Source organism: Bradyrhizobium sp. PUT101 (assembly GCF_052043945.1).
GTDB lineage: Bacteria > Pseudomonadota > Alphaproteobacteria > Rhizobiales > Xanthobacteraceae > Bradyrhizobium.
In genome coordinates this window covers 4,255,445-4,280,188 of sequence record NZ_CP197207.1, presented here as the reverse complement: position 1 = coordinate 4,280,188, position 24,744 = coordinate 4,255,445, and the positions used below count along the sequence as shown (strand labels likewise).

The 24,744-nt window shown below is 66.0% G+C and carries 26 protein-coding genes; 11 read left to right on the top strand and 15 right to left on the bottom strand.

What is annotated here, in order from left to right:
• Positions 1-29: 29 nt before the first annotated feature.
• The gene (gene hslV, locus ACSHT2_RS20735; RefSeq protein WP_440636175.1) at positions 30-590 is read right to left on the bottom strand and encodes an ATP-dependent protease subunit HslV; all 561 of its coding nucleotides are present in this window, start codon (positions 588-590) and stop codon (positions 30-32) included.
• 254 nt (positions 591-844) lie between these two features.
• Between hslV and hisB the strand changes: the two genes are divergently transcribed.
• The 8 genes from hisB (at position 845) to ACSHT2_RS20695 (ending at position 6,143) form a co-directional block, all read left to right on the top strand.
• Positions 845-1,438: an imidazoleglycerol-phosphate dehydratase HisB gene (hisB, locus tag ACSHT2_RS20730; RefSeq protein ID WP_440636173.1), complete on the top strand. Its 594-nt coding sequence runs from the start codon at positions 845-847 to the stop codon at positions 1,436-1,438.
• 65 nt (positions 1,439-1,503) lie between these two features.
• On the top strand, positions 1,504-2,034 hold the full coding sequence (locus tag ACSHT2_RS20725; RefSeq protein WP_440636171.1) for a DUF2628 domain-containing protein: 531 nt from the start codon (positions 1,504-1,506) through the stop codon (positions 2,032-2,034).
• Positions 2,031-2,681 carry an imidazole glycerol phosphate synthase subunit HisH gene (hisH, locus tag ACSHT2_RS20720; protein WP_440636169.1) on the top strand — a complete coding sequence of 217 codons (651 nt, stop codon included), beginning with the start codon at positions 2,031-2,033 and terminating at the stop codon, positions 2,679-2,681. The genes ACSHT2_RS20725 and hisH overlap by 4 nt, the downstream gene beginning before the upstream one ends.
• A 153-nt stretch (positions 2,682-2,834) precedes the next feature.
• Complete coding sequence (hisA, locus tag ACSHT2_RS20715; protein WP_319338483.1) at positions 2,835-3,569, top strand: 1-(5-phosphoribosyl)-5-[(5-phosphoribosylamino)methylideneamino]imidazole-4-carboxamide isomerase; 735 nt, start codon at positions 2,835-2,837, stop codon at positions 3,567-3,569.
• Positions 3,570-3,579: 10 nt separating this feature from the next.
• Complete coding sequence (hisF, locus tag ACSHT2_RS20710; RefSeq protein ID WP_061023640.1) at positions 3,580-4,353, top strand: imidazole glycerol phosphate synthase subunit HisF; 774 nt, start codon at positions 3,580-3,582, stop codon at positions 4,351-4,353.
• A 77-nt stretch (positions 4,354-4,430) separates the two neighbouring features.
• Positions 4,431-4,757 (top strand): phosphoribosyl-ATP diphosphatase, encoded by a 327-nt coding sequence (locus tag ACSHT2_RS20705; RefSeq protein ID WP_319338481.1) that lies wholly within the window; start codon positions 4,431-4,433, stop codon positions 4,755-4,757.
• 84 nt (positions 4,758-4,841) lie between these two features.
• Positions 4,842-5,798 carry a type I pantothenate kinase gene (gene coaA, locus ACSHT2_RS20700; RefSeq protein ID WP_028180741.1) on the top strand — a complete coding sequence of 319 codons (957 nt, stop codon included), beginning with the start codon at positions 4,842-4,844 and terminating at the stop codon, positions 5,796-5,798.
• A 105-nt stretch (positions 5,799-5,903) separates the two neighbouring features.
• A complete protein-coding gene (locus tag ACSHT2_RS20695) occupies positions 5,904-6,143 on the top strand; it encodes a hypothetical protein (RefSeq protein WP_440636166.1) in 240 nt (79 codons plus the stop codon).
• Positions 6,144-6,210: 67 nt separating this feature from the next.
• Here the strand turns inward: ACSHT2_RS20695 and ACSHT2_RS20690 are convergent, their stop codons facing one another.
• The 5 genes from ACSHT2_RS20690 to ACSHT2_RS20670 all read right to left on the bottom strand — a co-directional run bounded on the left by ACSHT2_RS20690 (position 6,211) and on the right by ACSHT2_RS20670 (position 12,747).
• Positions 6,211-7,236 (bottom strand): AI-2E family transporter, encoded by a 1,026-nt coding sequence (locus tag ACSHT2_RS20690; protein WP_440636164.1) that lies wholly within the window; start codon positions 7,234-7,236, stop codon positions 6,211-6,213.
• 314 nt (positions 7,237-7,550) lie between these two features.
• Positions 7,551-8,180 carry a histidine phosphatase family protein gene (locus tag ACSHT2_RS20685; protein ID WP_440636162.1) on the bottom strand — a complete coding sequence of 210 codons (630 nt, stop codon included), beginning with the start codon at positions 8,178-8,180 and terminating at the stop codon, positions 7,551-7,553.
• An 83-nt stretch (positions 8,181-8,263) separates the two neighbouring features.
• Positions 8,264-10,507 (bottom strand): ATP-binding protein, encoded by a 2,244-nt coding sequence (locus ACSHT2_RS20680; RefSeq protein ID WP_440636160.1) that lies wholly within the window; start codon positions 10,505-10,507, stop codon positions 8,264-8,266.
• Positions 10,508-10,631: 124 nt separating this feature from the next.
• The gene (locus tag ACSHT2_RS20675) at positions 10,632-11,099 is read right to left on the bottom strand and encodes a hypothetical protein (RefSeq protein WP_440636158.1); all 468 of its coding nucleotides are present in this window, start codon (positions 11,097-11,099) and stop codon (positions 10,632-10,634) included.
• 109 nt (positions 11,100-11,208) lie between these two features.
• Positions 11,209-12,747, bottom strand: coding sequence for a YifB family Mg chelatase-like AAA ATPase (locus ACSHT2_RS20670; protein WP_440642884.1), 1,539 nt, complete (start codon positions 12,745-12,747; stop codon positions 11,209-11,211).
• Between the two features lie 229 nt (positions 12,748-12,976).
• On the opposite strand from ACSHT2_RS20670, the gene ACSHT2_RS20665 reads away from it, so the two are divergent.
• Positions 12,977-13,222 (top strand): PilZ domain-containing protein, encoded by a 246-nt coding sequence (locus tag ACSHT2_RS20665; RefSeq protein ID WP_018644993.1) that lies wholly within the window; start codon positions 12,977-12,979, stop codon positions 13,220-13,222.
• A 130-nt stretch (positions 13,223-13,352) separates the two neighbouring features.
• The gene (locus ACSHT2_RS20660) at positions 13,353-14,123 is read left to right on the top strand and encodes a tetratricopeptide repeat protein (RefSeq protein ID WP_440636156.1); all 771 of its coding nucleotides are present in this window, start codon (positions 13,353-13,355) and stop codon (positions 14,121-14,123) included.
• A 79-nt stretch (positions 14,124-14,202) separates the two neighbouring features.
• Here the strand turns inward: ACSHT2_RS20660 and ACSHT2_RS20655 are convergent, their stop codons facing one another.
• The 7 genes from ACSHT2_RS20655 to rsmI form a co-directional block, all read right to left on the bottom strand.
• Positions 14,203-15,492 carry an AAA family ATPase gene (locus ACSHT2_RS20655; protein ID WP_440636155.1) on the bottom strand — a complete coding sequence of 430 codons (1,290 nt, stop codon included), beginning with the start codon at positions 15,490-15,492 and terminating at the stop codon, positions 14,203-14,205.
• The gene (locus tag ACSHT2_RS20650) at positions 15,489-16,223 is read right to left on the bottom strand and encodes a CpaD family pilus assembly protein (RefSeq protein ID WP_440636153.1); all 735 of its coding nucleotides are present in this window, start codon (positions 16,221-16,223) and stop codon (positions 15,489-15,491) included. The genes ACSHT2_RS20655 and ACSHT2_RS20650 overlap by 4 nt, the downstream gene beginning before the upstream one ends.
• A 56-nt stretch (positions 16,224-16,279) precedes the next feature.
• Complete coding sequence (locus tag ACSHT2_RS20645) at positions 16,280-17,797, bottom strand: type II and III secretion system protein family protein (RefSeq protein ID WP_440636152.1); 1,518 nt, start codon at positions 17,795-17,797, stop codon at positions 16,280-16,282.
• Positions 17,798-17,807: 10 nt separating this feature from the next.
• Positions 17,808-18,626 carry a Flp pilus assembly protein CpaB gene (gene cpaB, locus ACSHT2_RS20640; protein WP_440636150.1) on the bottom strand — a complete coding sequence of 273 codons (819 nt, stop codon included), beginning with the start codon at positions 18,624-18,626 and terminating at the stop codon, positions 17,808-17,810.
• Positions 18,627-18,978: 352 nt separating this feature from the next.
• On the bottom strand, positions 18,979-19,923 hold the full coding sequence (gene gshB, locus ACSHT2_RS20635; RefSeq protein WP_440636149.1) for a glutathione synthase: 945 nt from the start codon (positions 19,921-19,923) through the stop codon (positions 18,979-18,981).
• A gap of 10 nt (positions 19,924-19,933) precedes the next feature.
• The gene (locus ACSHT2_RS20630; RefSeq protein WP_440636147.1) at positions 19,934-20,335 is read right to left on the bottom strand and encodes a YraN family protein; all 402 of its coding nucleotides are present in this window, start codon (positions 20,333-20,335) and stop codon (positions 19,934-19,936) included.
• Positions 20,322-21,272 (bottom strand): 16S rRNA (cytidine(1402)-2'-O)-methyltransferase, encoded by a 951-nt coding sequence (gene rsmI / locus ACSHT2_RS20625; protein WP_440636145.1) that lies wholly within the window; start codon positions 21,270-21,272, stop codon positions 20,322-20,324. Before rsmI ends, ACSHT2_RS20630 begins: the two co-directional genes overlap by 14 nt.
• A gap of 338 nt (positions 21,273-21,610) precedes the next feature.
• Here rsmI and ACSHT2_RS20620 point away from each other — a divergent pair, with 338 nt between their 5' ends.
• Positions 21,611-22,843 carry a penicillin-binding protein activator gene (locus tag ACSHT2_RS20620; RefSeq protein WP_440636143.1) on the top strand — a complete coding sequence of 411 codons (1,233 nt, stop codon included), beginning with the start codon at positions 21,611-21,613 and terminating at the stop codon, positions 22,841-22,843.
• 57 nt (positions 22,844-22,900) lie between these two features.
• Here the strand turns inward: ACSHT2_RS20620 and hemW are convergent, their stop codons facing one another.
• On the bottom strand, positions 22,901-24,085 hold the full coding sequence (gene hemW, locus ACSHT2_RS20615) for a radical SAM family heme chaperone HemW (protein ID WP_440642883.1): 1,185 nt from the start codon (positions 24,083-24,085) through the stop codon (positions 22,901-22,903).
• Between the two features lie 16 nt (positions 24,086-24,101).
• Positions 24,102-24,737 carry an RdgB/HAM1 family non-canonical purine NTP pyrophosphatase gene (rdgB, locus tag ACSHT2_RS20610; RefSeq protein WP_440636142.1) on the bottom strand — a complete coding sequence of 212 codons (636 nt, stop codon included), beginning with the start codon at positions 24,735-24,737 and terminating at the stop codon, positions 24,102-24,104.
• Positions 24,738-24,744 lie beyond the last annotated feature (7 nt).

Here is a 24,744-nt window from a genome sequence, read left to right as displayed (position 1 = left end):
CTGGCGACCACAGCGGTGCAGTCACAGCCCTACCCGGTCGCCAGGCTTTCAATGGTCAGATTGCCGTTGGTGTAGACACAGATGTCGGCGGCGATGTCGAGGGAGCGGCGGACGATGGTCTCGGCGTCCTTGTCGGTGTCGAGCAGGGCCCGTGCCGCCGCAAGGGCATAGTTGCCGCCGGAGCCGATCGCCATCACGCCGGCCTCGGGCTCGAGCACGTCGCCGGTGCCTGTGAGCACCAGGGAGACGTCCTTGTCGGCGACGATCATCATGGCCTCCAGCCGCCGCAAATAGCGGTCGGTGCGCCAGTCCTTGGCGAGCTCGACCGCGGCCCGGGTCAGCTGTCCCGGATATTGCTCGAGTTTGGCTTCCAGCCGCTCGAAGAGGGTGAAGGCGTCGGCCGTGGCGCCGGCAAAGCCCCCGATCACGTCGCCCTTGCCGAGCTTGCGGACCTTCTTGGCGTTGGACTTGATCACGGTCTGGCCGATCGAGACCTGACCGTCACCGCCGACCACCACCTTGCCGCCCTTGCGGACCGTCAAAATCGTGGTGCCGTGCCAGCCCGGCGAGCTGTTCTGGGAAGTCTGCATGAGTGATCCTCGTTGTCCGGCCTGATTTAGGCGGTCGGGGGCGGGGGGACAACCTGGGCACAACGGGCCGTTCCGGCCCTAGATTTCGCTCACCATAGGCGGAAGTGCCGGCCTGCCGGAGCGTTCCCGCAGTAGCTAAGGCGTCATTTGGCTGTTAAAAGACCGCCGTTTTCGGCCCCCGAGCATGATCCGGAAAAGGGGACACCCGTTCTCCGGAAAGATCATGATCAAATAGAAGCGAAAGCCAGCTTTCAATGCGCACCGCGACGATCAAGCGCAAGACCAAGGAAACCGACATCGAAGTCTCCGTGAACCTCGATGGCACCGGCGTGTCCAATATCGCGACCGGCATCGGCTTTTTCGACCATATGCTCGATCTCCTCGCCCGCCATTCCCGCATCGACCTCACGGTCAAGGCGGTGGGCGACCTGCACATTGATCATCACCATACCACCGAAGACACCGGCATCGCGCTGGGCCAGGCGGTCAGGCAGGCGCTCGGCAACATGGCGGGCATCACCCGCTATGCCGGCATGCACATGCCCATGGACGAGACGCTCTCGCGCGTGGTCATCGACATCTCGGGCCGCCCGTTCCTGGTGTTCAAGGTCGACTTTCCCCGCGACAAGATCGGCGAGTTCGACACCGAGCTGGTGCGTGAATGGTTCCAGGCCTTCGCCATCAACGCCGGCGTGACTCTCCACGTCGAGACCCTATATGGCGATAACAGCCACCATATCGCCGAGTCCTGCTTCAAGGGTCTGGCGCGGGCGCTGCGGGCGGCGGTCGCGATCGATCCGAAGGCGGCGGGCGAAATCCCGTCCACCAAGGGCTCGCTCGGCGGCTGACATCTTCGTCTCGGTGGCAACACGCTGCCGGCGGCATCACTGAATTCGAAGAACGGGGCATCACCATGCCTGTCTACACAGTTCACGCTCCCTTCCCTGGCGGAGCCGATCTGCGCGCGACCGACAAGTTCGTCTTCGTGCGCGACGGCTTCCATTTCTGGGCGATGATCTTCGGCCCGTTCTGGCTGCTGTGGAATCGGCTGTGGCTGGCGCTGATCGGCTGGGTGCTTTTCACGGCCGCGTTCAGTGCGGGGCTGAACAGCCTCGGTGTCGGCCGCAGCTCGATCGTCTTTGCCAATCTCGTCGTCGCGCTGCTGATGGGTTTCGAGGCCTCGAGCCTGCGCCGCTGGACGTTGTCGCGCGGCAAATGGCGGCAGCTCGACGTGGTGGTTGCCGACAACGGCGACACCGCCGAGCGCCGCTTCTTCGAGCGCTGGAGCCAGAAGCAGCACGGCATCGTCAACGATCAATGGGCCATCGATCGCGGCGGTCCGCCGCCCACCCGCAACACGCCGGGTCAGCAATTTTCGAACCCGCCGCCAATTCCGGCCGGCGGCATCATTGGGTTGTTTCCAGAACCGGGAGGGTCAAGATGAGCGTCGCCATCATCGATTACGGTTCCGGCAATCTGCATTCCGCCGCCAAGGCGTTCGAGCGCGCCGCACGCAGCCTGGAGAGCCCGCAAAAAGTCTTCGTCACCAGCGATCCGGACCAGGCCTACGGCGCCGATCGCCTGGTGCTCCCGGGCGTCGGCGCCTTCGCCGATTGCCGGCGCGGCCTCGATGCCGTCAACGGCATGGTCGAGGCGATCACCGAGGCGGTGCGGGTCAAGGCGCGGCCCTTTTTCGGCATCTGCGTCGGCATGCAGCTGATGGCGACCCGCGGCAAGGAGCACGTCATCACCGACGGTTTGAACTGGGTCGGCGGCGACGTCGAGAAGATCACCCCGCGCGATGAAAGCCTCAAGATCCCGCACATGGGCTGGAATACGCTCGACGTGCTGCAGGAACATCCGGTGCTGAACAAGCTGCCGCTCGGCCCCAAGGGCCAGCACGCCTATTTCGTGCACTCCTACCACCTCAATGCCACCAGCGAGGCGGACGTGCTCGCGCGCGCCGATTACGGCGGCCCCGTCACCGCGATCGTGGCGAAGGACACCGCGATCGGAACGCAATTCCATCCCGAGAAGAGCCAGCGTTTTGGGCTGGCCCTGATCTCGAACTTCCTGAGATGGAATCCGTGACGACTACGACGCCTTCCATCTCGTCATTGCGAGCGGAGCGAAGCAATCCAGGGTCTCTCCGTTGGGGCAAACTGGATTGCTTCGCTCCGCTCGCAATGACGGGGTGCATGGCTGGCAGCGCCGTTCTCTCGAGGGAACGGTAAAAGGTATGACATGATCCTTTTTCCCGCGATCGACCTCAAGAACGGCCAGTGCGTGCGCCTCGAGCAGGGCGACATGGCGCGCGCGACCGTGTTCAACCTCAATCCGGCCGCGCAGGCGCAGAGCTTTGCGGAGCAGGGCTTCGAGTATCTCCACGTCGTCGATCTCGACGGCGCCTTCGCCGGCAAGCCTGTCAACGCGCAGGCCGTCGAGGCGATGCTGAAGACGATCAAGATCCCGGTGCAGCTCGGCGGCGGCATTCGCGATCTCGCCACCGTCGAAGCCTGGCTCGACAAGGGCATCACCCGCGTCATCATCGGCACCGCGGCGGTGCGCGATCCCGAGCTGGTGAAGTCTGCGGCGAAGAAGTTTCCCGGCCGCGTAGCCGTGGGCCTCGACGCGCGTGACGGCAAGGTCGCGGTCGAAGGCTGGGCCGAGACCTCGCAAGTCACCGTGCTCGAGATCGCAAAGCGCTTCGAGGATGCCGGCGTCGCCGCCATCATCTTCACCGACATCGCGCGCGACGGGCTGCTCAAGGGCCTGAACCTCGATGCAACCATTGCGCTGGCCGACGCCATTTCCATTCCCGTGATCGCTTCCGGCGGCCTCGCCTCGATCGAGGACGTCAAGGCGATGCTGGCGCCGCGGGCGAAAAAGCTCGCCGGCGCGATCGCCGGCCGTGCGCTCTACGACGGCCGGCTCGATCCCGCCGCCGCCCTCACTTTGATCCGCAACGCGCGCGCGTAGGAGCCGACAGATGTTCAAGGTGCGCGTGATCCCCTGCCTCGACGTCAAGGACGGCCGAGTCGTCAAGGGCGTTAACTTCGTCGATCTGCGCGATGCCGGCGATCCCGTCGAGGCCGCGATCGCCTATGACGCCGCCGGCGCCGACGAGCTCACCTTCCTCGACATCACCGCGACCCATGAGAACCGCGGCATCATGCTGGACGTGGTCCGGCGCACGGCGGAAGCCTGCTTCATGCCTGTTACCGTCGGCGGCGGCGTGCGTGAAGTCAACGACATCAAGACGCTGCTGCGCGCCGGTGCCGACAAGGTCTCGATCAACAGCGCCGCGGTGGCGCGGCGCGAGTTCGTCAAGGAAGCTGCCGAAAAATTCGGCGAGCAGTGCGTGGTGGTCGCGATCGACGCCAAGCGCGTCAAGCGCCCGGGCGGCGACCGCTGGGAGATCTTCACCCATGGCGGTCGCAACTCGACCGGCATCGATGCGATCGAATATGCCCAGGAAGTGGTCTCGCTCGGGGCCGGTGAAATCTTGCTCACCTCGATGGATCGCGACGGCACCAGGCAGGGCTTCGACATTCCGCTGACCCGTGCGATCGCCGACAGTATTCCCGTTCCCGTGATCGCCTCGGGCGGCGTCGGCAATCTCGACCATCTCGTCGACGGCATCCGCGACGGGCACGCCACGGCCGTGCTGGCTGCCTCGATCTTCCATTTCGGGGAATTCACCATCCGCGAAGCCAAGGAGCACATGGCGCGACGCGGGCTGCCGATGCGCCTCGATGCCTGACGACTCCGGTTCATAAGAATGCTAGATTGGCGGACGGGATGGCCGTCCATGGTCCTGGGTGTTTCCGAGTAAGTCCGATGCCGCGTTTCACGATCCACGATCTGGCCGAGACCATCGACGCCCGCGCGGCCTCGGGTGGCGAAGCGTCCTATACCCGCAAGCTCCTCGACAAGGGCGCCGAGCATTGCGCCAAGAAGTTCGGCGAGGAAGCAGTCGAAACCGTAATCGCTGCAGTCGAAAACGATCGCGCGCATCTGATCGCTGAAGGCGCCGATCTGCTCTATCATTTCCTTGTGCTGCTCAAGGTCCGCGGCGTAAAGCTGGAAGAGGTCGAAGCCGCGCTGGACAAGCGGACGACCATGTCAGGGCTGGAAGAGAAGGCGTCGCGCAAGAGCGGCAGCTAGTGGGTTTGTGTGGGCATGATCTTTTCGGAAAACCGCTTCACACTTTTCCGGATCATGCTCTGGTGGTAACGGAAAGGCGGCGTTATGGACATCCGCGCACCCGAGCAGCAGTATAATCCGTATCGCGTCTATACGCGCGAGCAGTGGGCGCGCCTCCGCGACGATACGCCGATGACGCTGGAGCCGGGTGAATTCGACCGGCTGCGCTCGCTGCACGACCGCCTCGATCTTCAGGAAGTCGAGGACATTTATCTTCCGCTGTCGCGCCTTTTGTCGATCTATGTCGACGCCATGCAGCGCCTGTATTACGCAGAGCGCCAGTTCCTCAATATCCGCGATCGCAAGGTCCCCTACATCATCGGCGTCGCCGGCTCGGTTGCGGTCGGGAAATCCACCACGGCGCGCGTTCTGCAGGCGCTGCTGGCGCGCTGGTCGCCGCGGCCGAAGGTCGAGCTGATCACCACTGACGGATTTCTCTATCCCAACGCGGTGCTCGAGCGGCACGGCATGATGCAGAAGAAGGGCTTTCCAGAGAGCTACGATCTGCCGCTGCTGCTCAGCTTCCTCTCCGATATCAAGGCCGGCCGCCGCCACGTGCGTGCGCCGGTCTATTCGCATCTGACCTACGACATCGTGCCGAACCAGTGGGCCGAGATCGACCAGCCCGACATCCTGATCGTCGAGGGCGTCAACGTGCTGCAAACCGGCAAGCTGCCGCGTGACGGCAAGGCGGTGCCCGTCGTCTCCGACTTCTTCGATTTCTCGGTCTACATCGACGCCGACGAAGCGGCGTTGCGGCAATGGTACATCAAGCGCTTCCTGGCGCTGCGCGACACCGCATTCACCAATCCAAAATCCTACTTCAACCGCTACGCGCTGCTGTCGGACGAGGAAGCCACGGCCACCGCGATCGCGATCTGGGAACGCACCAACCTCGCCAATCTCGAGGACAACATCCTGCCGACCCGCCCCCGGGCGACGCTGATCCTGAAGAAGGGCGCCGACCACACGGTGGAAAGCGTGGCGCTCAGGCGGCTATGATGGCGCCCTGAACGAGGCGCTGGCTGGTTCGCGCGATAAGTATCTTTTGTTGCAGACCAACAATGGGTATTCCGCTATTCATTCGGAAACGGCGGGAAAGGCACCATGGTTGATCGTCTCAGAAGCGCTGCGGAGCAACTCGAAGCGCCGATCTGTCCCGACTGCCATGTCGAGATGAAGTGGTTCCGCTCCGAGCTGCTCGCGGACGAGCCGACCCCGATCATCGCACATCTCTTTGTGTGCCCGCATTGCAAGCGTGCGGCCAAGGCAGACACCATCTTCCGGGGAAGCCAGGCGCCGCCCGATAAGCTGTCTGCGCCGCGGTTTATTTCTTATGCTGCATAACATTCGGGGTCGGCCGGATCCCAAGCCCGGCTGGTGCCCATCGCCCGCTCGAGGCTCGGAATGACGATCATTTTCGGACCCCCTGTTGCGTCTTCGAGACGACGAAGATGTGCCAGGTCGTCAGAAACATCGCGGCGATGAGCGGGCCGATGACGAAGCCGTTCGCTCCGAAGGTCGCAAGGCCGCCCAGGGTGGCAAGCAGCACAACATAGCTTGGCATCTGGATCGACTGGCCGACCAGGATCGGGCGGAGAAAATTGTCCGCCAGGCCAATTACGAAGGTACCGAAAGCGAGCAGGATGAGGCCTTTCGTGACTGAGCCTGCCACAAGCAGATAAAGTGCGACCGGAACCCAGATCAGGGCGGAGCCCAGCACGGGCAGCAGCGAAACCAGCGCCATGAGCGCGCCCGCCAGCAGCGGCGCAGTCAAGCCGAGCAGCCAGAAGATGAGCCCGCCAAGGGCCCCCTGTATCAGCGCGACGAGAACGATCCCTTTGATCGTTCCGCGAACCGCGAGGGTGAACGCATCGAGAATCTCGGCGGTCTGGCTCGGGCGCAGCGGGAGTGCGTCGCGAATGCGTGCGCTGAGCTCTTCACCGTCGCGCAGCAGGAAGAACAGCAGGTACAGCATCACGAGCAAGCTTGCGACGAACTCCAGCGTCAGCTGACCGATGTTGATCGCATGCCCGGCCAGCTGTTGGCCGGCTGGGACGACCAGGCCCGACAGGCGTTCCTTGAAGGCCGAAAGATCGAGGCCGGCCAGGCGATCTAACAGGGAAGCAGCCCAGCCAGGCAGCGCGGATCTCAATTGTTGCAGGGGATGAGCGAAACTGATCTCCCCGCTCTGAACGCGCTGATACAGTTCCCCTCCCTGGTCGACGAGCGAAGCGATGACGAACGCCACGGGGATCAGGACCATGACGATCACAACGACGACAGTGAATAATGCGGCGAGGTTGGGCTTTCCCGGGATGGTTTTCAGGGCGCGTCGATAAAGCGGCGCGAAGATGATGGCCAGCAGCGCGGCCCACAACAATGCGCCGGAGAATGGCCAAAGCACCCAGGCGAACGCAACGGAGATCGCGGCAAGCAAGATGAGGAATGAGCGGTCTTCTGATGTTCTCACGTATTTGCCAGCCTTTCAGTCGCTCGTCATAGGACGTCCGTATCACAACAACGTGGCGGAGCGGCAAGTTGTGCCGAGCCAATCGCTGCGCCATGTCGCGGCAGCGCTCGGCAAGCCCAGTTTGCCGAGACGCCGCCGGAACATGCGCTCGTGAACCAGCCCGATGCTAGTCTTCCAGCCGGCGGCGCTCTGACAGTTCGCCGGAACGTCGTTACGCGATCAGAACTGAGAAAGTCTGGACTTTCCCTCGCGCCGGCAGTCCCGGCCGGAGGCCAGGGCCCTCACTTGCCAGCTTTCGCGTTCCAGTCCGCAAGCTTGATGCGCCCCGCGAAGGTGGCGGGGCCGGAGCCGTTGGCCTTGTAGACGAAGGCCTCGCCTTCCTGGACGTCGCCGGCCTGCTTGCCGAAGGCATCGGCGATGTTCGTCTTGTGGGTGACCAGGAACGTGTTGCTGCCTGCCTTCGGCGGCGCATCGACGAGCTGACGCCCGGCCTGCCCGGCCTTTGCATTGGCACCGGTCGGGTTTGCCATTCCCGACGCGCTGGCATTGCTGCTGTCCGTGAGCGCATCGACCGGCTTGACCTCGCGGCCGGAGATCAGCTTGCCGGCCTCGACCGCGCGGTTCAGCCTGCTGGTGTAGACGTCGCCGATCGGGATCGCCTGCTCCCTGATCGCTGCCCCGATCTGGCGTGCCATGTCCCTGCCCTTGTCACTGAGCTGACGCTGGGCGCTCATGTCGTCGAATTTGAACGGGTAGACGTCCTTCTGGCTGTCGTCGGTCGCGGTGTGCCGGAAGATCAGGACGTAGCCGCCTTGCTTGAGCGAGGAGATGAGTTCCGGCGTATCGGCTGCGGCCTGTCGGGAAATTCCAGCGAGGAGGACAACAAGTGCGAGGCGGCAAAGCACGTTCATGCGCAAAACCCTCTCTTGCAAATGCCCCCGGAGGATGGTGACGCGCAACGCGCTCGATTTCAATTAGCGATTGCCGGCCGGGATCAGGTTCCCGCAGGATTCGCCAAGGCCAGATGCCGGAATGCGGCCAGACCGGCCAGCGCCTCGTCAAGCTTCTCCCGGTCGAGCGGCTTGATCAGAAATCCGTTCATGCCCGCCTCGAAGCAGGCATAGCGATCCTCCACCAGCGTGTTGGCGGTGAGCGCGAGGATCGGCGTGTGGTGACCGCCCGTGGCGGCCTCATGCGCGCGGATGCGTTTCGTCGCCTCGATGCCGTCGAGCTGCGGCATCTGAATGTCCATCAGCACGAGATCGTAGGGCGTGCCGGCGGATGAGGCGGCGAGCCAGGATTCCAGCGCGGCCTCGCCGTGGACGGCGATGACGACGCGGTGGCCGAGCTTGGTCAGCAGCGAGCGCATCAACAATGCGTTGATCTCGTTGTCTTCGGCGACGAGGATCGACAGGCCTTTCGCCGGCGCTGGGCCGGTGGATGCAGCCGGCGGCTCTGGCGCGAGATCGGGAGAGGCGACCTCCGGCGTCAGGGCGAGGCGTGCGGCGAGCGAGGCCGTCCGCAGCGGCTTCATCAGAAAGCCGGTGAAGGCCGGCGACAGCTTCTCGTGGCGTGAGCTCGACGTCAGCAGCACGAGGCGCTGCAATGCATGCGCGCGGGCGGCCTCACCCAGACGGTCGGCAATGGCAGGACCGATCGCACGATCGATCAGCACTGCGTGCCACGAGCGTTCCGGCAGCAGTGCTTCGGCAACCGCCGCATCCGCAACCAAGCAGGTCTGGCCGCCCCAGCGCTCGAGGCGCCGCGCGATCAACGAGGCCTCGATGCCGTCGGCGACGACGAGCATCGACTTGCCGGTGAGATCGGGGCTCGGAAATACCGTCTGGCCGGCGCCGGCCTGCGACGGCGGAAGGGGCACCGCGACCTCGAAGGTCGAGCCCCTGCCCGGCTCGCTCGTGAGCGCGATCCGGCCGCCCATGCGCTTGACGATGCGTTCGCTGATGGCAAGGCCGAGTCCAGTGCCGCCATAGGTGCGGGCGACGCGCTCGTCGGCCTGCTCGAACTCGCGGAAGATACGCTGCTGGGCTTCGGCTGCGATGCCGATGCCGGTATCGCGGACCAGGAAGCTGATCTCGTTCGGCCAGATGCCGGGCTCGACGATCAGCGCAACGCCGCCGTGAGCTGTGAACTTGATGGCATTGCCGGCGAGATTGAGCAGCACCTGGCGCAGCCGCGCGGCGTCGCCGACGACCTCGAGCGGCAGGCGCTCGTCGACATAGGCGGCGATCTCGAGCGTCTTCGCCTGCGCGCGCGGCGCGAGCAGCTCGGTGATCTCCTCGACCAGGGTCGAGAGCGCGAAGGGACGTTGATCGAGGTCAAGCTTGCCGGCTTCGATCTTGGAATAGTCCAGCAATTCCTCGATCAGCGCCATCAAGGCTTCGCCCGAGGTTTTCACCGCCCTGGCATAGGTCGCCTGCTCCGGCGTCAGCGTGGTGTCGAGCAGGAGGCCGCCCATGCCGATGATGCCGTTGAGCGGCGTTCGGATCTCGTGCGAGGCCATCGCGAGGAAGCGCGATTTGGCGCGGTTGGCGGCATCGGCCTGGTCGCGCGCGTCGGACAATGCGCGTTCGGTCTCGGTGCGGTCGGTGACGTCGCGTCCCACGCTCTGCAGTTCGGCGGGCTGTCCGGCATCGAGCCGGACATAGCCCTCGCGCCAGGCGATCCAGCGCGCGCCGAGCGGGGTTGCGATCTTCTGGTCGTGGATGCGCGTGCCGTTGCTCTCGCGGGCATTGTCGCCCTGCTCCAGCACGTCGAAATCGAAGCGCGTGCCGACCAGTGCGCTGCGCGCCTGTCCTGCGAGTGCGCAATAGGCCTCGTTGGTAAAGGTGATGCGGCCCTCCGTGTCGCGCAGCACGATGAGGTCGCCCTGCTGTTCGAACAGGCTGCGGGCGCGTTCTTCCGCTTCCTTCAGCTCCCAATTGCGGTCGATCAACGCCTCATTGTGGGCGGCGAGCGTGCGCAACCGCTTGTTGACGAAGCGCAGGCGCATGCTCAGCGTCGCAAGGCCGAGGCAGGCGAGCGCGAACAGGAAGCTCGCGCCGATCGCAAAGGCGTGGGGATCGTAACCGGAATTCTCGGACCGGCTGCCGGACACGAAACCATAGGCGCCGCCGAAGGTCGCCGAGAAGATCATGAAGGAGCGGATCGCGAAGGCAATGCGGGGGTGCTGCCGCTTGAAGCGGCGCATGCGCACCTTGATCCGGAACGTCCGACCCATCGCCACCGACCCGACTCTTGCTTGAAGCCCCGCCACCGCCGCGTGCGACCATGGCCCGCTGACCTTGCGAACAGCTTGAGGCCCTGGTTCTGCGTCCAAACAGGGTTGACGAGGTGTTAACGGCTCAGAGCGAAGCCGCCTGGAAGCGGCCATGGCCGCCGCGGGCGCCGACGATCAGCGCCGCCGCCTCGCGCTGCGAGAACGTCTTCGACTGCACATAGATGCGGTAATCCGCCGGTCCTTCGCTGGAGAGATAGACCACCGGCCCGCCGTCGACGGGCTGCGCGGCAATCGAGATCAGTCGTGTCGAGGGGGTGGCCTGGCAGGAGTCCGGCTCGGAGCCGAGACCGTCGTCCACCACAGTGAAGTCCGCGGCGTCCGCGTCATCGGTGATCTGGACCCGCACGGTGGCCCGCGCGGGATCGTCGGTGAAGGCGACATGCATGCCGGCAGTCCAGAACAGGGATGTGAGCTCGACCGTAGTGTCGCCGAGCGCGATGCAGGGATGCGAGACCGATCCGATGTCTGCACGGGCGAACACCGCTATCGCCAGCAGGGGAACAACCGAGGCCAGGATCTTGAAACGCAACATGACACTCTACTCGCCGGGCCCTTCTGGAACTCACAACCGAAACTCGCGGGCCTTATGGTTTGCAGAGCGTAAAGGAAACTCGTTACCGCCGGGTTGATGCGCGACGCGATCACGCCATCTGGCGCACATCCTCCGCGAGTGCGCGGTAGGACAATGCTTCGGCGAGGTGCAGCCGGCCGATCCTGTCCGCGTGGTCGAGGTCGGCCAGCGTGCGCGCCACCCGCAGCACGCGGTGATAGCCGCGCGCCGACAGCCGCATGGTCTCGGCGGCATCGCGCAGCAGCTTGGCGCCTTGCGCATCCGGCTTTGCGATCTCCTCCAGCACCGAGGCGGGCGCCTCGGCATTGGTGCGGACCTTGGGCAGGCCGGCATCCGCATAGCGCGCGAGCTGGATGTCGCGCGCCGCCGCCACGCGTGCGGCGACCTCGGCGGAGCCTTCCGCCGGCGGGGGCAGGATCAGGTCCGCCGCGGTCACGGCCGGCACCTCGATGCGCAGATCGATGCGGTCCATGAGGGGACCGGAGATGCGCGCCTGGTAGTCGCCGGTGCAGCGGTCGATGCGGCCGCGCTTGCAGGCATAGCCGGGCTCGAACGCATTGCCGCAGCGGCAGGGATTCATCGCCGCGACCAGCATGAAGCGGGCAGGGTAGGTGACGCGGTGATTGGCGCGCGACACCGCAACCTCGCCGTTCTCCAGGGGCTGGCGCAGCGAATCCAGCACGCGCGGATCGAACTCCGGCAGCTCGTCGAGGAACAGCACGCCCTGATGCGCCAGCGAGATCTCGCCGGGCCTGGCGCGCATGCCGCCGCCGGTGAGCGCGGCCATGCTGGCGGAATGATGCGGCGAGCGGAACGGGCGCCGCGCCGTCAGCGCGCCGCCTTCGATCTCGCCGGCCACGGACGCGATCATCGAGACCTCGAGCAGCTCGCCCGGCGACAACGGCGGCAGGATCGAGGGCAGGCGCGCCGCCAGCATCGATTTGCCGGCGCCGGGCGCGCCGATCATGAGCAGGTGATGCCCGCCGGCGGCCGCGATCTCCAGCGCGCGCTTGGCGCTTTCCTGGCCCTTGATGTCGCGCAGGTCGAGCGTGGAGGCGGCGGCCTCGTGCACCTTCGGCGAGGGCCGCGACAGCACCTGGGTGCCCTTGAAATGGTTGGCGATCTGGATCAGCGAACTCGCGGCGACGATCTGGATGTCCGGGCTCGCCCAGGCCGCCTCGGAGCCGCAGGCCGCCGGGCAGATCAGCCCTTCCTCGCGCGCATTGGCGCCGATCGCGGCGGGAAGAACGCCGGCCACCGGGGCGATCGAGCCGTCGAGGCCGAGCTCGCCGAGAACGGTGAAGCCGGTCAGCGCATCCGGCGGGATCGCGCCGATCGCCGCCATCAGCCCGAGTGCGATCGGCAGGTCGTAATGGCTGCCTTCCTTGGGCAGGTCGGCCGGTGCCAGATTGACGATGATCCGCCGCGCCGGCAGCGCCAGTCCCGAGGCGATCAGCGCCGAGCGCACCCGCTCGCGCGCCTCCGACACCGCCTTGTCCGGCAGGCCGACGATGGCGAAGGCCGGCAGGCCAGGGGCGACCTGCACCTGCACGTCGACCGCGCGGGCCTCGATCCCCTCAAAGGCGACGGTAGAAACCCGCTGAACCATGCTCAAACCAGCCTGCCCCTTTCGCGCAATTAGGGGTAGCAGAGCGCGGCCGCCTGCGCAAGAACAATACGGGAACATTCCCCGCCGCCCGCGCAAGTCCTAACCGTTCGTAAACGTGACACGGAGACTACGTCTCGAATGCGGGCTTCTGTCCTCAGCACATTCCAACGAATGTCCACTACTCCTGAGGCTGCGGGATGGGCCGTGATCTAACAAGTGAAGAAGCAAGATGCTTGCAAATCGCCGGAGAAGCGAACGTCGGGTGTGCAGCCGGCTCGCCAAGATTCATTTTGGCGCGGGCTCGCTGCCGCGGGACTGCACGATCACGGATATTTCGGACGGCGGTGTGAAAGTGGTGGCGGAATTCCTGGAAGTGCCGCCGCAATTCACCATCATCTTCGCGCCGGACTATTCCCGCCAATGCCGCCTGCGCTGGCGCATCGGCTGCGAGTTCGGCGCTGAGTTCGTCGACTAAGGTGATCCGGAAAAGTTGCGCAGCGGTTTTCCGGCAAGATCATGCTCAAATGATCGAGCGACCCGCCTCCTTAACGGGACTTTAGCGTTAATGGGTCAGCATCTCTGATCAGTTGCCGAGTGATCAGAGTATGTCCAAGCGTTCGTCCCTCGCCGCACCGGCGAGATTCCTGCTTCCCGCGCTCCTGGTGCTCGGCCTCGGTGGCTGCCAGACAGCCGGCATCGACGATGTCACCGGCGCGCTCGGCGCCAAGTCGGAACCGGTCGGCAGGGCCGACACCAAGTCCGGCATGGACGCGCTTCGCGAGCGCTATCGCGCCAGGCCCGGCGATCCCGGTGTCGCGCTCGCCTACGGCAAGGCGCTGCGCGAGTCCGGTCAGCGCGCGCAAGCCGTCGCGGTGCTGGAGCAGGCCGTGCTCGGCCATCCCAGCAACAAGGCGCTGCTCGCCGGCTATGGCCGCGCGCTTGCCGACAACGGCAATTTCCAGCAGGCCTTCGACGTCCTCAGCCGTGCGCATGCGCCGGAAGATCCGGACTGGCGTATCCTGTCGGCGCAGGGCGCGGCGCTCGATCAGCTCGGCCGCAACGAGGAGGCGCAGCAATATTACGCCGCGGCGTTGAAGATCGTGCCGAACGAGCCGACCGTGCTGTCCAATCTCGGCCTGTCCTATATGCTGCAAAACAATCTGCCGAAGGCCGAACAGGTGCTCGGCCGCGCTTATCAGCGCAATCAGAATGATGCGCGGGTCCGCGCCAATCTCGCGCTCGTGCTGGGATTGCAAGGCCGCGAGGCCGAGGCCGAAATCCTCGTGAAGGCCGATCTGCCGCCCGATCAGGCGGCGGAAAAGGTCGCGGCGCTGCGGCAGCTGCTGGCGAAGAAGCAGCAGCGGGCGGACAAGTAGCCCGCCCTTTCCAGCTTCTTGTTTTGCCGCGTTTTCTTGACGCGAGCGGTATCCACTTCGCTCGAAAACGCGTCTGCCGCTACGACGCCTTGCGATGCGGGGCTGACCCGCGCCCCGATCTGCCCTTCAGCTTCTTCAAGAGCGGCTCGAGCAGCGAGCGCTTCGGCTTCTTCACCTCGCCGCGGCCGGCGAGGCGGTTCGCCATATTCTGGAACAGAAGGGTGGTGCGGTGGGTCTTGGAGACCTCCGCGATCATCTGGCCGTTATTGGCCGCGGTCGAGAACAGTTTCGAATCGAACGGGATCACCGCGATCGGCTGGCTCTCCATGGTCTTGGCGAACGCCTTGACCTCGATCTCCGCGCGCTTGTGCATGCCGACCTGGTTGAGGCAGTACAGCGGCGGGCGATCATTGGGGCGTGCCGCTTTCAGCACGGTCAGCATGTTCTTGGTGTTGCGCAAGTTCGCGAGATCGGGCTCGGCCACGATCACGATGTCGTCGGCGTTCACCAGCGCGCGCCGCGTCCAGCCGGACCATTGATGGGGAACGTCGAGCACGATGCAGGGCGTGGTCATGCGCAGCGTGTCGAACACCGCATCGAAGGCTTCGGCACCGAAATCATAGACGCGGTCGAGCGTAGCCGGCGCCGCCAGCAGGCTGAGGCGATCGGTGCATTTGGCGAGCAGGCGCTCCATCAGCGCCGTGTCCGGCCGGTCCTGCGACAGCACCGCATTGGCAATGCCCTGTATCGGATCCTGGTTGTAGTCGAGGCCCGCCGTGCCGAAGGCGAGGTCGAGATCGATCACGACGGAATCGAGCGCGAGGTCTCGGGCGATGGTCCAGGCCACATTGTGCGCGACGGTGGACGCACCGACGCCGCCCTTGGCGCCGACCACGGCGATGACGCGGCCGGTGATGATGGCCTCGGAGGCCGAGAACAGGCTGCAGATCGAGCGGACGACGTCGAGGGTTTCGACCGGGCCGACCACGTAATCGTTGACGCCGCGGCGCACCAGCTCGCGATAGGGCGCGGTATCGCTGGGGCTGCCGATCACGACCACGCGGGTGCCGGGATCGCAGACGCCGGCGAGGTCGTCCAGGCCCTCGAGGATGTCGCGCGTGCCGTCGGACTCGATGACGATCACGTTCGGCGTCGGCATCGATTCATAGACCTCGATCGCCGCGGCGAGGCCACCGTCCTTGACGGTGAGGTGGGCCTTGGCGAGCCGGCGATCCTCGCCCGCCGCGGACACCGCCTTGAGCGTCTGCTCGGTCTCGCAAAAGGCTTGCACCGAAATGCGAGGAACCGGTGCAATGTGTTCCTCGGGGTGCCGCGGATCGTCCGCTTCTTCGTCGTCGAAACTTGTCATTTGCCGGTGTCGCTGAGTTTGGCCTTGTCGGATTCGGGATAGGGAGTCGCGGTCGTCGTGCCCTTGCGATAGCGTTCGAACGCGATGTTGCGCCGTGCGGTATAGGCGGGCGTTTCGGCGCGCGGCTGCTCGAGATCGGCCGGGTTGTCGACCATGGCCGCGAGATTGCGCTGGCTGGCGCAGCCCAGATTGAAATAGGGCCGGTTCTCGTTGTAGCCGGGATCGAGGATGGAGGGGCCGATGTCTTCCGGCCACAGCCCGCAGGGGCCGGCGACGGCCGCGATCTTCGAATAACCCAGGCGGATGGTGGGCAGCAGCCCGGGATCCTCAGGGCGATAGGGATGCTGGACGATGGCGCGCGACGGCACGCCGCCGGACGCGAGCACGGACCGGATCTCCTGGTAGGTCGCGGCAGCCGCGCGCGAATTGGCTGTGTCGACAGGCACGTCGACGACGACCGAGCCGGTGCCTTCGCGCGCCCAGTCCCGCGCGATGCCCGCGACGTCCGAATGCTGTGCGGGCGAGAGGCCGCCTCTCGCCTTGCCGACGAAGATCACGATCGAGCGCTTGCCCTCCTGCACTGCGATCGGGTGACGCTGGCGATAATCGGTCGGCACCGTCTGGGTGACGATCTCGCCGGCGGTGTTGCAGGCGCCCAGCATGACGGAGATCCCCGCCAGTGCCAGCACCACGCCCAGATTGCGACGTCGATTCGCTGTCGTCTTCGTCATCGCCTCATCCCCTCCTGCCCCAATTCCTGCACCGGTCCCCACGCCGCGCGTTCGTCTCAGTCGATGATGAAGCCGAAATCACCCGGCGTGCCGCTGATCGGATCGACGCGGCGCGCGATGCCATAGAGGCGGTTCATGCGGCCGAGCAGCGCCGTCTGCGCATCCGAGGCCGGCGCAAAGCCGTCGTCGGGCCGCGACAATTCCTTCTGGGCGACCGCGCGCACCACATAGGGCGTCACGATCACCATCAGCTCGGTCTCGTTGTTGACGAAGTCCTGGCTGCGGAACAGCGCGCCGATGATCGGCAGCTGGTCGACGCCGGGCAGGCCGTTGATCGCCTGCTTGGTCTGCTGCTGGATCAGGCCGGCCATTGCCATCGAGCCGCCCGAGGGAATCTCCAGCGTCGTTTCGGCGCGGCGGGTCTGGATCGAGGGAATGGTGATCGAGTTGGTCGAGGTCGAGGACAGCGCCTGCGTCAGGGTGATGGCGTTCTGACTCGACAGCTCCGAGACTTCGGTCATCACGCGCAGGCTGATACGTCCCTCGCTGAGCACGACAGGCGTGAAGTTCAGGGAGATGCCGAACTTCTTGTAGGTGATCTGGGTGGTACAGACATGGGTGACCGGATCGCAGGAATAGCCCGCAGGGATCGGGAATTCGCCGCCGGCAATGAAAGTGGCGGACTCGCCGGAGATCGCCGTCAGGCTGGGCTCGGCCAGGGTCCGCATCACGCCGGCGCTTTCCATCGCGCGCATCGTGGCGTTGACCGTGGCCACGCCTTTTGCGAGCCCGGTGACACCGAGCCCGTTGCTGCTGACGAGCGGGCCGCCGGAGACCGAGAACGGGTTGGAGTTGTTGAAATTCACCACCGCCGTGCCGGCATTCAGGCTGGCGCTGAGATCGACGCCCAGCTGCTTGACGATGTCGCGGCGGACTTCGCCGACCACGACCTTGAGCATCACCTGGTCGCGGCCGCGGACGACGATGTTGTTGACGATCTTGTCCGAGCCGCCGACGAGCTTTGCGGCGACGTCGCCGGCCTGCTGGGCCTCGACCGGGCTCGACACCGAGCCGGTCAGCATCACGCTGTCGCCGACGCCTTCGATCTGCACGCCCGGCAAGGACTGGCGCAACGCCGCGCGCATGCCGTTGAGATCGCGCTTCACGGCGATGTCGTAGGAGGCGACCTGCTGGCCGTCGGCGGTGAAGAACACGACGTTGGTCTGGCCGACCTGGCCGCCGATGATATAGGCGCGCTGCGCCGAGCGGATCACCGCGTTGGCGATCTTGGGGTCGGCCACGAGCACGTCCTTGACCTCGCGCGGCAGGTCGATGACGACGGACTTGCCGACGCCGAGCGACAGGAATCGCGTCCTCGCCGGTGCGACGGTCGAGACCGGCGACACGCCGAGGTCAGGCGCTTGCATCGGCGCCTGGTCGCCGACCGGCGCATCCGCAGCGCTGACGACCTCGGAGGCTGCGAGCAGCCCCAGCATCACCATCGTCCCCGCCAGGAACGAGCGCGCGCGCTTCCCCCGAATGCGCAGGCCCGTCCGATCACCCCCGTAACTCATGCTATCCCTATCACTTCTGTGACGTCAGTTGTCGTGCCTGCACGCCGTAACGGATCACGTTCACGCCGCCCGGGCGCTTGATCGCCTGGTCCTCGGGCGTGCCGTCGATTGCATTGGCATCGACGATGCTGCGCAGCGCGAGCGTCAGCGTGCCGCCCTGGCGTGCGGCCGAGAGTATTGCGACCTGGTCGGGCCTGAGCTCGAGCGTCACGGTCTTGCCGATCACGGCGTTCTGGCCGTCCTTTTCCTTCGGCGCCTGGTCGATCGCGAGCACGCGGATATTGGTGAGAATGACCTCGGACAGGACGAGGTCGTTGCCGCCGGTCGGACCGTCGTTGTTGCCGTCGGGATTCTTCAGGCGGCGGGTCAGGATGATGTCGACGCGGTCATTCGGAAGGATGAAGCCGCCGGCTCCCGTTTCGGCTGAAATCTCGGTGGAGACGGCGCGCATCCCGGACGGCAGGATCGCGGCCATGAAGCCGGAGCCTTCGGCCTTGACCAGCTTCTGCTCGCGGATCGGCTCGCCCTGCATCAACGGCACGCGCGCGATCGAGCCGGCGATCTGGGTCTGCGCGTCGGGCCTGCCGTCGCGACGGATGAAGGCGCTGCTGGCAGTGGCGGCCGGCCAGGCCTGCCATTGCAGATCATCGGGCTTTACGGCCTGGCCGAGCTGGATATCGTTCTTCGCGACGAGCACCTCGACCGTCGGCAGCGTCTCGGCGACGGGGAGGGCAGGCGCGGGCTTGTTGTCGAAGCCGCTCGCCAGATACGCAGCGACGCCGCCGGCGCCCAGCGCGATGACGAGAACGACGATGCGTGCGGTGTTCATGCGCCTCTACTCTTACGCGGGGCACTCGAACCGCACCTTGCGTGTTCCCCCGCGTCGATGAGTAGGGAGCAAAAGTATAAGGGGTGTTGCGAGGCCGAATGCGATGGCCGGGCGCGATGCTGGTTTTCGGCAGATGGTGAACGTGGCGTTATTCGATCCGCCAGCGGCTCCGTAGTTTCACGCAGTGCGTCCCTGCGTTCGAACGAACGCGGGCGGCTTCATGGTGAACGGGTGGTTAGTGATGCGCGCGTGATGGGGAGCCGCGCTCCCACGACATCGGTGTCATCCCGGCGTTCGTCGGGACGACGTTGAGGAGAGTTCGTGCGCTCCTCAACGCAATCGTTGCAAGGCGCTACTTCTTCCGCTTCTGCTCGATCACGTCCCAGATCCTCGCCGCGACGTCGGGGCCGCCGAGCCGCGCGATGGCGCGGATGCCGGTCGGCGAGGTCACGTTGATCTCGGTGAGGTTGCCGTTGATGACGTCGATGCCGACGAACAAGAGGCCGCGCGCGCGCAGCGCCGGGCCGACGGTGGCGCAGATCTCGCGCTCGCGCGGGGTGAGCTCCGTCTCCTGGGCCGCCCCGCCGCGCACCATGTTGGAGCGGAGGTCGTCGGCGGCCGGCACGCGGTTCACCGCGCCGGCGAACTCGCCGTCGATCAGGATGATGCGCTTGTCGCCGTGCTTCACCTCGGGGATGAATTGCTGGATCACCCAGGGCTCCCTGAACGTCACCGAGAACATGTCGAACAGCGAGCCGAAATTCATGTCCTGCGGCATCACGCGGAACACCGCCGCGCCGCCATGGCCGTGCAGCGGCTTCATGACGACGGCGCCGTGCTTGTCGCGAAACGCATTGATCTCGTCCAGGTCGCGCGAGATCAGCGTCGGCGGCATCAGCTGCGGAAAGTTCATCACGAACAGCTTTTCCGGCGCGTTGCGCACGGAGGCGGGATCGTTGACGACCAGCGTCTTCGGATGGATGCGCTCGAGGAAATGCGTCGAGGTGATGTAGGCGAGGTCGAACGGCGGGTCCTGGCGGAGCAGCACCACGTCAAAGCCGTTCAGCGCTTCGCGCCTGGGCTCGCCCAACGTGAAGTGGTCGCCGGGCTCGTCGCGCACGGTCAGGAGCTGAACCGGCGCGACCAGCTCCCCGCCGACCATCGAGAGCTTGTCGGGCGTGTAATAGGACAGGCCATGGCCGCGCTTCTGCGCTTCCAGAAGCAGCGCAAAGGTGGAATCGCCCTTGATGTTGATGCGGGCGATGGGATCCATCTGGACGGCGACATTGAGTTTCATGGTCTGCCTTTCAGGTCGAGGCGTCGAATGCCGCCAACACATGGCGCGGAAGTCGCTTCGGCGCAATCAGCATGGCGTCGAATCGCAATTCGAATTCGGCATGCTCGGGATGCGCTACGAGCCAGCCTTGTGCGGCATCGATGATGCGCTGCTGCTGGCGCGGCGTCACGGCGAAAGCGGCGTCGTCCAGGCTCGCCCGCGCCTTGACCTCGACGAAAGCGATCAGGTTGCGGCGGCGCGCCACGATGTCGATCTCGCCATGCGGGGTGCGGTAGCGTTTGGCGAGGATGCGATAGCCCTTGGCCATCAGATAGGCCGCGGCGCGGCTCTCCGCGGAAATGCCGGTGCGGAACGCGGCGAGGCGCTCGGGCGAGGCGACCTTCGGTTCCCTGGGGATCTCAGTCTTCGCCATCGCCGCCCCGAAGATCCTTTGCGAGCGCGAGCGCGCGGGCATAGACCTCGCGGCGCGGCCGGCCCGACAGTGCGACCGCATGCGCCACGGCATCCTTGACGCTGTTTGCGGCAAGCTGCTCGCGCAAGAGCCCGTCCAGCGCATCCGATGCCAGCACGTCGGCGTCCGCTGCGGGCGGACCGATCACCAGAACGAACTCACCGCGCGTCTCCGGCGCGTCGGCTTGCCGCGCGAGCTCGGCGAGCGGCGCACGCCTGACCTCCTCGTGCAACTTCGTCAGCTCGCGGCAGACCGCGGCCTCGCGTTCGCCCATGATCTCCGCGAGATCGTCCAAGGTGGCCTGCATCCGGTTGCCCGATTCGAACATCACCAGCGTCGCGTCGATGCGCGCAAGCTCGGCGAGGCGTGCGCGGCGCGCGGCGGATTTCGCCGGCAGGAAACCCTCGAAGAAGAAGCGGTCGGTCGGTAGCGCGGCGACGGACAGAGCTGCCAGCACCGAGGACGGGCCGGGCAGCGCGTACACCGGATGACCGGCGGCGCAGACCTCGCGCACCAGCTTGAAGCCGGGATCGGAGATCAGCGGCGTGCCGGCGTCCGAGACCAACGCGACCGAGCCGCCTTGCGCCAGCGCCTCCAGAAGCTTCGGGCGCGCCGCTTCCGCATTGTGCTCGTGATATTGCTTGAGCGTTGCTGCGATCGCATAGCGCTCGGTCAGGCGGCGTGTGATGCGGGTGTCCTCGCAGGCGATGACATCGACTCCGGCGAGCGTCTGAAGCGCCCGCAGGGTGATGTCGCCGAGATTGCCAATGGGTGTCGCGACCAGATAGAGACCCGGCGCAGCCTTCGGCGCCGCGAGCCGGTGGGCATCGATGGAGAAACCGCGCGAGGCGGTGTCTTGAGCTTCAGGCGTATTTATCGGGACCGGCTTTGCGCGCATAATGAAGCCAACTTAGGCATGATCCGCAGGGCTGGGAACCGGCTGGTCGAAAAAGATCGTGCCCAGGTGGGGGGCGAGGAACGGACGGGAATGTGATCGGTCCAGATCACGTCGAGAGGGAATGAGGGCCTTCGCGCCATATTCACGACGGAAACGCCGCCTTGATGCTGGATGAGCGACGGCGAACGGCTGCCGGAACGGGAAGGCGGTCGCGTTAAGCGGCTGTTATCCTTTTGTTTTGGTTAACTGTTTGTCGACAATATGCCTGAATCCGCGGCCTGTGTCGCGGAAGGAATGTCGTGACCGGCCGGCGACGGCCAGTCAAAAGAGAAGCTGCCATGGTGGGCCCGCGTCATCCAAAATCTCACGTTCCGGTGTCCCGATCGTCGGGGGCGACCCGCCGGAGTGCGCTCGGCCTGCTGCTCGGTGCGCCCGTGCTGTCGGCCTGCGCCGGCGTGCAGCAAAGTCTCAGCCAGTTCTCCAACCCGTTCTCGAGTTCCGCACCGCCGGCCCAGCCGGCAGGTCCCCAGCAACAGGCCACGACCGCCGGCACCGGCGGCGTGAAGGTCGGTCTGATCCTGCCGCTTTCGGCCGCCGGCAATGCCGGCCTTGCCGCGCAATCCATGCGCAACGCCGCCGAGATGGCGCTGGCCGAGTTCCAGAATCCGAACATCCAGCTCCTGATCAAGGACGACAATGGCAGCCCGCAAGGCGCGCAAACCGGCGCGCAGCAGGCGGTCGACGAAGGCGCCGAGATCATCCTCGGGCCGCTGTTCGCGCAGTCGGTGCCGGCAGTGGCGCAGGTCGCGCGCACGCGCGCCATTTCCGTCATCGCCTTCTCGACCGATTCCAGCATCGCCGGCCGCGGCGTCTATCTGCTCTCGTTCCTGCCGGAGTCCGACGTCAACCGCATCGTCGAATATTCCGCCAGCATCGGAAAGCGCTCCCTCGCCGTGCTGGTGCCCGACAATGCCTATGGCAATGTCGTCGAAGCGGCGGTGAAAGCGGCGGTGCCGCGGCGCGGCGGGCGCATCGTCGCCTTCGAGAAATACGGCGCCGATCGCGCCACGCCGGCACGCACCGTGGCGCAGCAGCTCGGCGGCGCGGATGCGCTGTTCATTGCCGATGACGGCGATGCGGTGGTCTCAGTGGCGGATGCGATGACGGCCGCAGGCGCGAATCTGCGCAACATCCAGCTGCTCGGCACCGGCCTGTGGGACAATCCGCGCGTCTATGCCAGTCCCAACTTGCAAGGCGGCCTTTACGCCGCGCCCGACCCGGCCGGCTTCCGCGCCTTCTCCGGTCGCTATCGCACCAAATATGGCGGCGAGCCGGTGCGGACCGCCACGCTCGCCTATGACGCGGTCGCCCTCGTCGCCGCGCTCGCGCGCACGCAAGGTCCCACGCGCTTCTCGTCCGACGTGCTCACCAATCCCTCGGGCTTTGCCGGCATCGACGGTCTGTTCCGCTTCCGCGCCGACGGCACGAATGAACGGGGTCTCGCGGTGATGAAGGTGACGCAGGGTGGCGGCGTTGCGGTCGCGGGCTCGCCGAAGAGCTTTGGGGCGTGATGATTCACCTCCCGCTTGCAAGCGGGCGAGGGAGCTCACCGCGGATTTGCCTCGGACTCAGGCCGCCAGATCCGCGACCACCGCATCCAGCACCGGGAATCCGCTGTTGGTCACGCGCAGCCGGCCCGTCGGGTCCACCGTGATAGCGCCTTCCTCGCGCAGCAGCGCGATGCGGCGGGGGTCGAGCGGGCGGCCGGAGAGGGCGGTGTAGCGCTCGGGGTCGATGCCCTCGGCAAGGCGCAATCCCATCAGCAGGAATTCGTCGGCGCGCTCTTCGCTGTTGAGGAGCTCGTCGGTGACGACGCCGTGGCCGTTGGTTTCGACGCGCAGCAGCCAGGCCTCGGGACGCTTCTCGGTGGCGGTGGCGTGGCGCACGCCGCCGATGTCGAGGCGGCCGTGCGCGCCGGGGCCGATGCCGGCATATTCCTCGCCCCGCCAGTACACCAGATTGTGCCGGCACTCGGCGCCGCGCCGTGCGTGATTGGAGATCTCGTAGGCGGGCAGACCCAGCCTGTCGCAGGTCTCCTGCGTGACATCATAAAGAGCGCGCGCGACCGCTTCATCCGGCGTCTTCAATTTGCCGGCCTGGTGCAGGCCGAAGAACGGCGTGCCTTCCTCGATCGTCAGTTGATAGAGCGACAGATGCTCGGCCGCTTCATCAATCGCAAGGCGCAGCTCGTCGGCCCACATCGCCGGCGTCTGGTCGGGACGGGCGTAGATCAGGTCGAACGAATAGCGGTCGAACGAGCGGCGTGCGATGGCGACGGCATCGAGCGCCTCGCGCGCGCTGTGCATCCGGCCGAGCGCCTTCAGCGAGGCGTCGTCGAGGGCCTGCACGCCGAGCGAGACGCGATTGACGCCGGCGGTGCGATAGCCGGCGAAGCGCGTGGCTTCGACGCTGGTCGGGTTCGCTTCCAGCGTGACTTCGACGTCGCCTGCGACGGACCAGTGCTTGCCGATCGCATCGAGCACGGCGCCGACGGTTGCGGGCTGCATCAGGGACGGCGTGCCGCCACCGAGAAAGATCGAGGTGACCTCACGCCCCGGCGCGCGCGCGGCGGTCGCAGCGATCTCGCGAGCAAAAGCCGAAGCGAAACGCGCCTCGTCGATCGCGGCGTGGCGAACGTGGCTGTTGAAATCGCAATAGGGACATTTCGACAGGCAGAACGGCCAGTGCACATAGACGCCGAAGGCTTCAGATTCTTGTTTCGACGCGTTTTCCTGGCGCGAACCGGTATCCACTTCGCTCGAAAACGCTCTAGCGCGGCTCAAGGCAGATCTCCGCCAGTTTCACGAAGGCGCGGGCGCGGTGCGACAGGCCGAGCCCAAGCGGCGGCAGGCCGTGCTTCTCGATGCTCTCCATCTCGCCGAAGGTGCGGGTGTGGCCATCAGGCAAGAACATCGGGTCGTAGCCGAAGCCGGCATTTCCGCGCGGCGGCCAGACCAGCGTGCCGTCGACGCGCGCCTCGACCTCTTCGAGATGATCGTCGGGCCAGGCGACGCAGAGCGCGGAGACGAAGTGCGCCTTGCGCTTGTCCGGTGTGCTGGCGCCGCGCTCCTGCAACAGGCGCTCGATCTGCGCCATCGCCGCGTTGAAATCCTTGGACGGGCCGGCCCAGCGCGCGCTGTAGATGCCGGGCGCGCCGTCGAGCGCGTCGACGACGATGCCGGAATCATCGGCGAAAGCGGGGAGCCTGGTTGCCCGCGCCGCCGCGATCGCCTTGATCGCGGCGTTGCTGCGGAAATCGCTGCCGCTCTCGTCCGGCTCGCCCAGGCCGAGCTCTCCCGCCGACACTGCCTCGATGCCGTACGGCGCAAGCAGCTCCCGCATCTCGGCGAGCTTGCCGGGATTGTGGGTCGCGATGACCAGCTTGTCCGTGATTCGGCGGTGCATGGCCTAT